The sequence below is a fragment of the Roseateles sp. P5_B10 genome (genome assembly GCF_056400485.1).
In genome coordinates this window covers 1-10,906 of sequence record NZ_JBFULE010000125.1, presented here as the reverse complement: position 1 = coordinate 10,906, position 10,906 = coordinate 1, and the positions used below count along the sequence as shown (strand labels likewise).

Here is a 10,906-nt window from a genome sequence, read left to right as displayed (position 1 = left end):
GCAATCCCGATGTGAGCTTTGACAAGATCAGCATCACCAACACCGCCACCAATGCCGAGCTCATCACCAACGGCGGCTTCGGCTCGAACACCGGCTGGACCGAGCTGACCATCAGCGGCAAGTTGAACCTGGACTTCAACGCTTCTGCGGCGGGCAAAACCCCGACTGGCAGCGACGGCGCCGTCTTGCGCGTGACCCGCCCGGACGGCATCACCGGCGAAATCAATGGCGGCATCTACCAGGCCATCACCCTCGAAGGCGGCCAGACCTACGCATTGAACGGCGTATTCAAGGACAACGGCAGTGCCAACACCTGGGCCGAGATGTACCTGCTCGACAAGGAGCCGGTGGAGGGCAAGGACGTCATCGACATGAATGGCAAGGTGGATTTCACCACCGCCACCGTGGCTGAAATCGAGAACCTGTTCAAGAGCTACGCCACCCAGGCCTACGAAGTTCACTCCGGCCTGGCCCAATGGATGGTGAGCACGACCGCGCCGGAAGTCTTCCAATTGCCGGCACGCCCAGCCAACCTGAAACTGGCCGAAGGCGGCAACGGCAACGGGCTCAGCTGGGATGCGAGCAGCGATGCCAAGGTCACCGGCTACAGCGTCTACCGCGCGATCGGCGCCGGCGGCGCTTTCGCCAAGCTCGCCGAAAAAGTCACCACCGCCACCTACACGGACGCCACCGCGGCCACTGGCACGACCTATTACTACGTGGTGACTGCACTGACCGCGGCCAACGAAAGCTATTACAGCGACGCCGCAAGCACCGCCGTCCTCGCGGTGCCGGTACCTGCGACCCTGCAGGCTGAGGCCTTCACGGGCATGAACGGCGTCCAGACCGAGACCTGCACCGACACCGGCGGCGGCCAGGACGTCGGCTACTTTGATCCCGACGACTACATCGAATTCAAGATCAACGTGGCCGCCGCTGGCAACTTCACCATCGACTACCGCTTGGCGAGCGCCAATGGCAGCACCGGTTTTGAAGTCTGGGTTGATGGCGCCAAAGCTGTCGATGTCATGGCCGTTCCCAACACCGGTGGCTGGCAAACCTGGGCCACCAAAACCAGCACCAGTTTCGCCATGACAGCCGGCAACCACACCCTGCGCCTGAAATCCATCGGCAAGGAGTGGAATCTGAACTGGCTGAAGGTGAACGCGCAGTATGGATCTCCAGACGAAGTCAATCTCTCAATCTCCCGATCCTCACCGGCGCATTGGGCCGGTGGAGGCGGCGACCCCATGGCTCGCCGAGAGGCTCATGAGGTGATCTCATCGCTCTGTTTGCGGCCTTCGAGATCCTGCTGCGACACGACCGCGACCGTGTATCGCCCGACATTCAGCAAGCGCATGACGCCGCGATGCGCCTTGTCTGCCAAGCGTGAAGTGGCATAGGGGCCTAGCATCTTGACAGGGTAAAGACCCTCTCCGTCGACGACCTCGACCCAGTGTGCGTCGTCTTTTCCGGTCGTCATCCTCTTGATTCCTCTCGGGTGTTGAGCTGCCTCGCGCAGGGCTGCCATGACCTGAACTGTGCAGACCTTCGGTGAGGTCGGTATGAGGTCAGTGTGAAGTTCCAGGACGCAAGGCAGGCGCCGGCCTGCATGAGCCCCCTAGAACCTGAGGCTGCCGCCCACACCCCCACAGGCCTACGCTTCGCCACTTGTCAYTGCCAAGCCTGGAGGCGCTCATGCCCACCTCGCGAATCGCGCTGGCCCTGTCGGGTGCCCTGTTGCTGGCCGCGGCCGGCATCGTTCAGGCCAACACCCTTGCGCCGGCCGCCGTGGCCGGCAAGGTTTCCTTCAACTTCGAACCACCAGCCGCCATTCAGGTCGACGGCTTCGGCAGCTTCCCGCTGCTCGGCCCGGGCGGCCAGGTTCGGCTCGACGCATCGCCCCTGCCCAGCCCATCGTTGTACGCCGAGGTCGGGGTTGGCCCCGGCTTCACCGGGCGGGCCAGCGCGCAACTGACCTACCAGATGCAGGTCGTCGCCCCACCGGGCGCGGACCCGAATGCGGATGTGGGCGTGAACGCCGCCGTGGCCGGGCGGGTGCTGGGCTCGTCGAACAATGTCGACCCCTTCGCCGGCTTTGCGATGAAGGCGCAATGGCTGCTGGAAGACGTGAGCCTCGGCCTACAGCCGGTCTTCAGCGACGGCATCGAAACTGGCGCGCTGCAGGGCAGCTTCAATCAGAGCTTCGACCACGACGTCGCGCTGTTGCTCAAGCCCAGCCATATCTACCGCGTGACGCTGGTTGCCGACGCCTTCGCCGGCGCTTCGTCGGGGCCCTGGGCCATTGCCACCGCCTATATCGACCCCGTGTTCACCTTCGCCGGCGGCGTCGGCCCGGGCTACGCATTCGAGTTCAGCGCGGGCATCGGCAACGCACCCATCCCGGAGCCCGGTGCATGGGCGTTGCTCACGGTGGGACTGCTCGCACTCGGGCTCCGCATGCGCAGACGCGCCGGCTGACAAACTCAGCGCTGCACGCCCCAACGCCTCACCGTCAACCGCTCGACGGTGTCGAAGAGGAAGCGCTCGACCAGCCAGCTGATCAGCACGATGGTGGCCAGGCCGGCGAACACGCGGTCGGTCAGCGGCTCGTTGCGGCTCTGGAAGATGTACCAGTCCAGGCCACCGCTGCCCGATGATGCGCCGAAGAAGAACTCGGCCGCGATCAGCGTGCGCCAAGCATGATCAGAACGGCTTGTCGCCCTCGATGGTGGTGCGGTGCAGGCGGCGACGCATCTGCGGTGGGCAGCCGGCGGCCAGGTGGGTGACGGAGCGGTTGTCCCAGAACACCATGTCGTGGGGCAGCCATTGGTGGCGGTACTGCAGTTCGGGCCGCGTGCCGTAGGCAAACAGCTCGGCCAGCAGATTGCGGCTCTCGTCCTCGGAAACATCGACGATGCGGGTCGTGAAGTGCTCGCTGACGAAGAGGCCGAGGCGCCCCGTCTCCGGATGGGTGCGAACGACAGGCTGCACGACAGGCTTGACCTGTGCGACCTGCTCGTCGCTGAGCTTGGGCCGCCACGGGCTGCGTTCGCGCAGCTCCTCGTACTTGGCGAGGTAGGAGTGCTCAGCCTTCAGGTGGCGCACGCGTTGCTTCAGCTCGGGCGGCAGCGCCACCCAGGCCGCGTGCTGGTCGGCAAACAGCGTATCGCCGCCTTCCTCCGGCAACTCCTGGGCCAGCAGCATGGAGCCCAGGCTGGGCTTCTCCTTGTACGACAGGTCCGAATGCCAGAAGTAGCCTGCATCGCCGAGGCCAACCGGCTGGCCGTTCTCGACGATGTTGGAGACGATGAGGATCTCCGGGTGGCCCTTCAGGTGGAACTGGTGCAGCACATGGATCTCCAGCGCGCCAAAGCGGCGGCTGAATTCGATCTGCTGCTCGGGCGTGATGCGCTGGTCGCGGAAGACCAGCACATGGTGGTCGAGGTGGGCGCGGTGGATGCGGCGGAAGTCTTCGTCCGCCAGCGGCTGGCTCAGGTCCAGGCCCACCACCTCGGCGGCAAAGCTGTCGGGCAGTGGGCGGATCTCGACTCGGGTGAGCGTGTCCGTACTCATCATTCAAGCCCTCGCCAACCGGCGCACCACCGACACGAAATGGTCGATCTCGTCGCAGGTGTTGTAGAACGCGAATGATGGCCGAACGGTCGCTTCCACGCCAAACCGGCGCAGGATGGGTTGGGCGCAGTGGTGGCCGGAGCGCACCGCGATGCCCTCCTCCGCCAGCGCCTTGCCCACCGCTGACGTCTCATGGCCCGCCAGCACGAAACTCAACACGCTGGCCTTGTCGGCCGCGGTGCCAATGAGGCGCACGCCCGKGATGGGGCGGATGGCCTCGGTCGCGTAGGCCAGCAGGTCATGCTCGTAGCGGGCGATGTGGTGCAGACCGATGCGCGAGACGTAGTCCAGCGCGGCGCCCAGACCGGCCGCGTCGGCGATATTGCCGGTGCCAGCCTCGAAGCGCGCCGGCGCCGGCTGGAACACCGTGCGCTCGAAGGTCACGTCGGCAATCATGTTGCCGCCACCCTGCCAGGGCGGAATCGCGTCCAGCACCTCCTTGCGGCCGACGACCGCACCGATGCCGGTGGGGCCGAAGATCTTGTGGCCGCTGAAGATGAAGAAGTCGCAACCGATGGCCTGCACGTCCACCGCGAGGTGGGAGACCGACTGCGCGCCGTCCACCAGCGTCGTCACGCCCTGGCGCTGCGCCATGCCGACCAGCTCCTGCACCGGCACCACCGTGCCCAGGGCATTGCTGACCTGCGTCACGGCGAGCAGCTTGGCGCGCGGGCTGCCAATGAGCTTCTGCGCCTCGCTCAGGATGACCTGGCCGGTGTCGTCCACCGGGATCACGCGCAGATGCGCGCCCTTGCGCGCGGCGAGCTGCTGCCAGGGCACGATGTTGGCGTGGTGCTCCAGATGGGAGACGACGATCTCGTCGCCCGCACCGATGTGCTGCTCGCCCCAGGTGTTGGCCACGAGGTTGATGGCCTCGGTGGCACCGCGCACGAAGATGACCTCATCCGCCGAGCGCGCATTGACGAACTTCGCCACCGTCTTGCGGGCACCTTCGTAGGCATCCGTCGCGCGCGCGGCCAGAGTGTGGGCAGCACGGTGGATGTTGCTGTTCTCGTGCTCGTAGAAGTAGCTCAGCCGGTCGATGACGGCCTTGGGCTTCTGCGTCGTGGCGGCGTTGTCGAACCAGACCAGTTGCTTGCCGTTGACGCRCTCCGACAGGATGGGGAAATCCCGGCGGATGGCGTTCACGTCGAAGGGCTGGCGCTGGCCTTGCAGCACATGCTTGTTCGGCAGTTCGCCAGCGTGATGACCTGCGGCGCCGGGGTGGCGTGGCTGCAGGTCCAGCACGTAGAGCGATGGCTGCTGAGACACGCTCGAAGGCTCGACGAAGTAGTAGCCCGAGGGCACGGCTTCGCGTTGCGGCGGCGAGATCTGCTGAGGTACGCCCAGCAGCTGGCCGCCGGCGCGGCCGTCAATGCCGGGCACGCTGGTCAGCAGCACGTCGGGCACGCCATTGCCAGCTTGCGCGTGGGGTGCCCGGGCGGGTGACGGGCGCAGCAATGCGGCGACGTGATCGGGGCCTGTGGGCGCGAGATTGAGGCCAGGCGCGGCAGCACCGAAGCCGCCGACCTGCGTGGTGGTGGACTGAGGCAGCGGGCCGCCAGGCAGGCCGGGCGGCAGCGGGTTGGCGGGCACGTTCAAGCCACCGGCCGACTGCACCGGCTGGGCCGACGGCAGCGGTCCGGCATTCAAGCTGCCGAACAGCTCGTTGGCCAACCGGCCCAGCGCAGCGACGTCGAATGGGCTCTCGACCACGTCAGCGGTAGGTGTCAGGGTACTCATGGTACTTGCCCACTTCCACGTCTTCGAGCACGGCCAGCGCGTCGTCGCTGTGCACCGCCAGCGAGCAATACAGGCTGATCAGGTAGGAGGCAATCGCGTTGCGGTTGATGCCCATGAAGCGCACCGACAGGCCCGGGCCTTGCTCACCCGGCAGACCGGGTTGGTAGAGGCCGACGACGCCCTGGCGCTTGTCGCCCACGCGCAGCAGGATGATGCTGGTCTTGCCGTCGTTGACGGGCACCTTGTCGCTGGGAATCAGCGGGATGCCGCGCCAGGTCAGGAACTGGCTGCCGAACAGGCTGATGGTGGGCGGCGGCACGCCGCGCCGCGTGCACTCGCGGCCGAAGGCGGCGATGCCCAGCGGGTGGGTCAGGAAGAAGGCGGGCTCCTTCCAGACCTTGCCGAGCAGGTCGTCCAGGTCGTCCGGCGTGGGCGCGCCGGTGAGGGTGGACAGGCGCTGCTCGTCCGCGACATTGGCCAGCAGGCCGTAGTCGGGGTTGTTGATCAGCTCGGACTCCTGGCGCTCCTTGATCGTCTCGATGACGATGCGCAGCTGCTCCTTGATCTGGTCGTGCGGGCTGCTGTAGAGGTCGGACACGCGGGTGTGCACGTCCAGCACGGTGGCCACCGCGTTCAGGAAGTACTCGCGCGGCGCGGCGTCGTAGTCGGCGAAGGTGACGGGCAGCTCGGCCTCGTCGCGCTTGGCGCAGGCGACCTTGACGGCCTCGGGGTCGGCCACCTTGTTGAGGCGGTAGATGCCGGCCTCGACCGGAATCCACTGCAGCAGATGCGTCAGCCAGCGCGGCGTGATGGTGGAGAGCTGCGGGACGGTTTTTGTCGCGTTCGCAAGCTGCCGCGCGGCGGTGTCGCTGAGCGCGAGTTGAGGGGTGTCAGCCATGGGGAAAAGGGCTCCTGGGGGCGGTGGGTGGGGGTGAGGAAATCAGGCGCTCAGCGCCTGGAAGGCTGAGTTCGGATCGGCTTGCGAGGCCGCCTGGGAAATGCGGCTTTGCGGCGGCAGGCTGCGCGTCAGCCAGACATTGCCGCCGATGACCGAGCCGCGGCCGATGGTGATGCGGCCGAGCACGGTGGCGCCGGCGTAGATGACGACGTCGTCCTCGACGATGGGGTGGCGCGGCTGGCCCTTGTGGGCATGGCCGGCCTCGTCGGTCGGGATGCTCTTGGCGCCCAGCGTGACGTTCTGATAGATGCGCACACGCTGGCCCAGCACGGCCGTCTCGCCGATGACGACGCCGGTGCCATGGTCAATGAAACAACCCGCACCGATCTGCGCGCCAGGGTGGATGTCGATGCCGGTCTGCGCATGGGCGAGCTCGGCGATCACGCGAGCAATCAGCGGCAGCCCGAGACGGTACAACTCGTGCGCAAGGCGGTGGCTGATCAGCGCATGCAGGCCCGGGTAGCAAAGCAGCACTTCGTCGACGCTGCGCGCTGCCGGGTCGCCCTGGAAGGCGGCGATGACGTCGCTGTCCAGCAGTTCGCGCACGGCGGGCAGGCGGGCGGCAAAGCGGGCCACGCGCTCGGCGGCGTCGTTGAAGGTCGGCACCTCGGTACCGCGCAGCCGCGCGTCATGGCCCAGCTCCAGCGCCACCTGCTGGCGCAGCCTGGAGAGCGCCGCGCCCAGCGTGTGGCCGACGTAATAGTCCTCGCCCTCGGGCTGCAGGTCGGGCGGCCCGAGGCGCATCGGGAAGAGCGCACCAGCCAGCTGCTGCACGACGACGGCCAGCAGCTCGCGCGACGGCAGCTCGCGGCCACCGGCGTCCCAGCGCCGATGCTCTTCGCRCCAGCGTCGGCGCGCGCCACGCAGCGCCGAGACGATGCCGGAAAGGTCGTCGACCGTATCCATCAGTCCTGCACCCAGGGCAGGCTGTGGAAACGCCAGCCATTGAAATGGCCGCGCTGCTGGTGGTCGTCGCTGTCGCCCTCGAAGCCTTCCTGCACATTGAAGACGTTGGCGAGACCGGCCTTGGCCGCGGCTTCAGCAGCCAGCGCCGAGCGCTTGCCGCTGCGGCACAGCAGCAGCACCGGCAGCTCGTTGCCGGATTTGCCGCCCACCTTGGCGTCCAGCTCCTTGGCGAAACGCGGGTTGCGGTTCAGCGAGGTGCCTGTGGCCCAGGCCACGTGCAGGCTGCCCGGCACATGGCCGACGAAATGGCGCTCCTCGGCGCTGCGCACGTCGACGAGGACGGCGCGGCCCGCCTGGACCAGGGCCCAGGCATCGCGCGGTGCGACGCTGCCTGCGAAGGGCAGCACAGCGGCCTGGGCAGCCTCGCGGGCGCGGGCCAGGACTTCGGGTTCTTCAAAAGCAACGGTGCTCATGTCGGCTCTCATGCGAAAACCGAGCAAGGCTAGGGTTCAGGGCTTCTTCGGCAAACGAAGCAAAACGCGAACAGTTATGCGGTTTGCACGCAAGGCCCTCAGGCAAAGAAAAATCCCTTCGACCGGCGCACCGGTTCGAAGGGCTGAATCCACCCTTGCGGGAGGAGGAGACAAACAAGGAAGTCTCAACCGTAACGCCAGAGCGGCGGGCGTGGCAGTCAACTTGGCGACTGATTGAATGACCAAACCGTCATGAGGTATGAGCTGCGGTTAAGTCTTCAGCCGCCCAGCCGCCCGATCCACCATCGGATCATCGCCCTGGCATCCCCAATCTTGATGAGCAACCGCCCTTGACCTGGGAAACCCTGTGGACCGATCGCCACTCCATGGCCTGATCGTCAGCCGCGAAGCAACGCAGCTTCATTCAAGGGGCACTCATGAACTCAAGCCAGACTCACTGGACCCGCGCGGCCATGCAGCGCACGACCTTGGTGTTGGCTGCGGGGTTGGCGCTGGCCGCAACGCCAGCTACGGCGGGTACCGTCGTCTACGACAGCTTCGACACGCCCGGCTATTCCCTGGCCAGCTATGGCGCCAAATGGGTCAACCCCTATGGCCTGGGCGAAATGGCCCTCGGCGACACGCGCGACTTCTCGGGCGGCAGCTTCGCCATCAAGGCCCCGGTCTTCCAGACGGGCTATGACTTCAGCGTCTACGACCACCTCAAATACATCGCCACCAGCAGCCAGGCCTTCGCCGTGCCCACCGGCGGCTCGCTGACCTTCTCCTCCACCATCAGCGCCACGGCCCACAACACCCAGGCGGCGGGCCGCGTCATCAGCGGCAGCTACATCCAGAGCGGCCTGCCCTATTCGGCCACGGCCCTCGAAGGCCAGCAGGCTGGTGCGGTCATGAACATGATCGACTTCTCCACCGGCCAGCTGTTCGACTGGTTCATCTCAGGCTCGACCGCCTTCACGCTGATCGAGCGCCTGCCGTCGTCGGTCACCAACCCGGCGCTGTTGCCGGGCGATCCGGGCTACGTCGGCATCGACAAGATGTACACGCAGATCATCAAGCAGATCGACATCGGCCCCGGGCCGCACACGGCTTCCATCAGCTACAGCGATGCCGGCAGCGTCAGCTACTTTCTCGACGGTGCACTGGTGTCCCAGGTCGACAACGTCGGCATCCCGCTCGACCAGCAGGGCGCCAACTGGTCCGGCGTCTATCCGTCCTATGGCCCGGGCGAGGCCCTGGCCGGCAAGATCCACAACCTGACCATCGGCCACGGCCTCTTCAGCCTGCTCGACGCCTTCCCCTTCCAGCACCCCGACCGGCCGGACCTGGCCGTCTCCATCCCGGTGTCGGAACGCCTGTTCGGCCAGGGCATGGACGCGAGCTTCGACAACTTCACCGTCACCTCGGTGCCCGAGCCGGGCAGCTGGGCGATGCTGGTGGCCGGCTTGATGGGGGTCGGCGTGGCGCTGCGGAGCCGGCGAACGGTCCCGGCCTGAGGCAAGTGCCAGAAAAATCACGGCAGCCCCGGATCGCATGACGTATGATGAGCGTCATGCGAAATACAGCAAGCAATGCCAGAGCCGCGGCCAAGGAGGCCTCGCACGAACGCATCGTGTCGGCCGCGGCACGAGCCATCCGCCGCAGTGGCTATGACGGCACGGGTGTCGCCGACATCATGAAAGAGGCGGGCCTGACCCACGGCGCCTTCTACGCCCACTTCCCGTCCCGCGAGGCCATGCTGGCGGAGGCGGCCGGGCTGGCCTGTGCCCAGGCAGCCGCCGCCGTGGCCGACGCCGTCGCCCACACGCCGCCCGACAAGACCCTGGAGACCATGCTGCACGCCTACCTCTCCAAGGCCCACGTCGAGCAGGTGGAACTCGGCTGCCCACTGGCGGCCCTGGGCTCGGAGACATCCCGCCAGGCTCCCGAGGTGCGCCGGGTGACCACCCGCCACATCAAGGCGATGGTGGACCTGATTGCGCGCCAGTCGCCTGATTGGGGGCAACCCGCAGCGCATGAACACGCATTGGTGACCCTGGCGACCATGGTCGGCGCCCTGCTGCTGGCACGCGCCGTTGACGAACCTGCACTGTCGAGCAGCATGCTCGACGCGGCGCTGAAACGCCTGGCCCCCAGCCATCCCTGAACCCTCACCGACGCAGTCGGCCTTTTGCTCGCCTTTTAATATGACGAACATCATGCGAACAAAGCCTCAATCCTTCCTGACCCGCCGCGCACCGCGTACGCCGGCGAGCTCCTGACCTCCACACGCGGACGAAAGAACACCATGAACACGAACAACAAGATCGCCCTCGTGACGGGCGCCTCCTCAGGCATAGGCCAGGCCACCGCCGAGCGGCTCGCGAAGGCGGGCTACACCGTGTACGGCACCAGCCGGCAGGGGCGGCAGGCGGGGCAGCGCGGGTTCAAGATGCTGGCCCTGGACGTGACGCTGGACGACTCGGTCCAGGCCGCAGTGGACCAGGTGATGGCGCTGCACGGCCGCATCGACCTGCTCATCAACAACGCCGGCTTTGGCGTCGCGCCGGCCGGCGCGGAGGAAAGCTCCATCGAGCAGGCGCAGGCCATCTTCGACACCAACTTCTTCGGCATCGTCCGCATGACGCGGGCCGTCCTGCCGCACATGCGGCGCCAGGGCAGCGGCCGCATCATCAACATCGGCTCCGTGCTGGGCTTCCTGCCCATGCCCTACGGCGCGCTCTACGCCGCAACCAAGCACGCGATCGAAGGCTATTCCGAGTCGCTCGACCACGAGCTGCGCACCCGCGGCATCCGGGTCTCGGTCGTCGAACCGGCCTACACCAAGACGCCGTTCGACGCCAACTTCCTGGAGCCCGATGCCAAGCTCGATGCATACCGCGAGGCCCGTGTGGCGGTGAGCGAGAGGGTGAGGCAAGTGATGACGACCGCGGACCAGCCCGACGTCGTCGCCGAGGTCGTACTGAAAGCCGCCAGCGCAGCTCAGCCGCAACTCCGCTACACGGCCGGCGGGCTCGCGAGCCGCCTGCGACTGCTGCGCCGGTTCGCGCCCGCCGGCCTGGTGGACGCCGGCATCCGGCGCGATCTGCAGCTCGACGCGGTATCGTCGGCGAGCGCATCATGAAAGCCTTTCTCCTCGACCGCTACGGCAAGAACCGCACATTGCGGT

At 66.9% G+C, this 10,906-nt stretch carries 10 protein-coding genes and 1 pseudogene; 5 read left to right on the top strand and 6 right to left on the bottom strand.

Features of this window, described 5'->3' with window-relative positions; translation table 11 throughout:
* Both AC1DU6_RS10885 and AC1DU6_RS10880 read left to right on the top strand, forming a co-directional pair.
* Nucleotides 1–1,403: carbohydrate-binding protein (locus tag AC1DU6_RS10885; RefSeq protein WP_477857141.1), on the top strand; the 1,403-nt coding region annotated here is incomplete at its 5' end.
* Nucleotides 1,404–1,698: 295 nt separating this feature from the next.
* Nucleotides 1,699–2,481: a PEP-CTERM sorting domain-containing protein gene (locus AC1DU6_RS10880; RefSeq protein WP_457325798.1), complete on the top strand. Its 783-nt coding sequence runs from the start codon at nt 1,699–1,701 to the stop codon at nt 2,479–2,481.
* Between the two features lie 5 nt (nt 2,482–2,486).
* Here AC1DU6_RS10880 and AC1DU6_RS10875 read toward each other — a convergent pair.
* From AC1DU6_RS10875 to AC1DU6_RS10850, 6 genes and pseudogenes are all read right to left on the bottom strand, one after another.
* Nucleotides 2,487–2,702 (bottom strand): annotated as a pseudogene (locus AC1DU6_RS10875) (ABC transporter permease); the annotation flags it as partial.
* Nucleotides 2,703–2,706: 4 nt separating this feature from the next.
* A complete protein-coding gene (locus tag AC1DU6_RS10870; RefSeq protein ID WP_457390782.1) occupies nt 2,707–3,576 on the bottom strand; it encodes a TauD/TfdA dioxygenase family protein in 870 nt (289 codons plus the stop codon).
* Between the two features lie 3 nt (nt 3,577–3,579).
* Nucleotides 3,580–5,379 (bottom strand): family 2A encapsulin nanocompartment cargo protein cysteine desulfurase, encoded by a 1,800-nt coding sequence (locus AC1DU6_RS10865; RefSeq protein ID WP_477857140.1) that lies wholly within the window; start codon nt 5,377–5,379, stop codon nt 3,580–3,582.
* Nucleotides 5,354–6,277 (bottom strand): family 2A encapsulin nanocompartment shell protein, encoded by a 924-nt coding sequence (locus AC1DU6_RS10860; protein WP_056193959.1) that lies wholly within the window; start codon nt 6,275–6,277, stop codon nt 5,354–5,356. Before AC1DU6_RS10860 ends, AC1DU6_RS10865 begins: the two co-directional genes overlap by 26 nt.
* A gap of 42 nt (nt 6,278–6,319) precedes the next feature.
* Entirely contained in the window at nt 6,320–7,243 is a 924-nt protein-coding gene (gene epsC, locus AC1DU6_RS10855) for a serine O-acetyltransferase EpsC (protein ID WP_477857138.1), read from the bottom strand.
* Nucleotides 7,243–7,716 carry a rhodanese-like domain-containing protein gene (locus AC1DU6_RS10850; RefSeq protein ID WP_457323350.1) on the bottom strand — a complete coding sequence of 158 codons (474 nt, stop codon included), beginning with the start codon at nt 7,714–7,716 and terminating at the stop codon, nt 7,243–7,245. Before AC1DU6_RS10850 ends, epsC begins: the two co-directional genes overlap by 1 nt.
* Nucleotides 7,717–8,153: 437 nt before the next feature.
* On the opposite strand from AC1DU6_RS10850, the gene AC1DU6_RS10845 reads away from it, so the two are divergent.
* The 3 genes from AC1DU6_RS10845 (at nt 8,154) to AC1DU6_RS10835 (ending at nt 10,861) form a co-directional block, all read left to right on the top strand.
* Nucleotides 8,154–9,233, top strand: a complete 1,080-nt coding sequence (locus AC1DU6_RS10845) for a DUF6081 family protein (protein WP_477857136.1) — start codon at nt 8,154–8,156, stop codon at nt 9,231–9,233.
* A 44-nt stretch (nt 9,234–9,277) separates the two neighbouring features.
* The gene (locus AC1DU6_RS10840) at nt 9,278–9,883 is read left to right on the top strand and encodes a TetR/AcrR family transcriptional regulator (RefSeq protein ID WP_457323348.1); all 606 of its coding nucleotides are present in this window, start codon (nt 9,278–9,280) and stop codon (nt 9,881–9,883) included.
* A gap of 141 nt (nt 9,884–10,024) precedes the next feature.
* Nucleotides 10,025–10,861 carry an oxidoreductase gene (locus tag AC1DU6_RS10835; protein WP_477857135.1) on the top strand — a complete coding sequence of 279 codons (837 nt, stop codon included), beginning with the start codon at nt 10,025–10,027 and terminating at the stop codon, nt 10,859–10,861.
* Nucleotides 10,862–10,906: the final 45 nt, after the last annotated feature.

What these genes read in the sequence shown, in the direction of transcription:
- AC1DU6_RS10850 (WP_457323350.1), bottom strand. Translation starts at nt 7,716, where the DNA reads ATGAGCACCGTTGCTTTTGAAGAACCCGAAGTCCTGGCCCGCGCCCGC.
- AC1DU6_RS10845 (WP_477857136.1), top strand. Translation starts at nt 8,154, where the DNA reads ATGAACTCAAGCCAGACTCACTGGACCCGCGCGGCCATGCAGCGCACG.
- AC1DU6_RS10835 (WP_477857135.1), top strand. Translation starts at nt 10,025, where the DNA reads ATGAACACGAACAACAAGATCGCCCTCGTGACGGGCGCCTCCTCAGGC.
- AC1DU6_RS10860 (WP_056193959.1), bottom strand. Translation starts at nt 6,277, where the DNA reads ATGGCTGACACCCCTCAACTCGCGCTCAGCGACACCGCCGCGCGGCAG.
- AC1DU6_RS10870 (WP_457390782.1), bottom strand. Translation starts at nt 3,576, where the DNA reads ATGAGTACGGACACGCTCACCCGAGTCGAGATCCGCCCACTGCCCGAC.
- AC1DU6_RS10840 (WP_457323348.1), top strand. Translation starts at nt 9,278, where the DNA reads ATGATGAGCGTCATGCGAAATACAGCAAGCAATGCCAGAGCCGCGGCC.
- AC1DU6_RS10880 (WP_457325798.1), top strand. Translation starts at nt 1,699, where the DNA reads ATGCCCACCTCGCGAATCGCGCTGGCCCTGTCGGGTGCCCTGTTGCTG.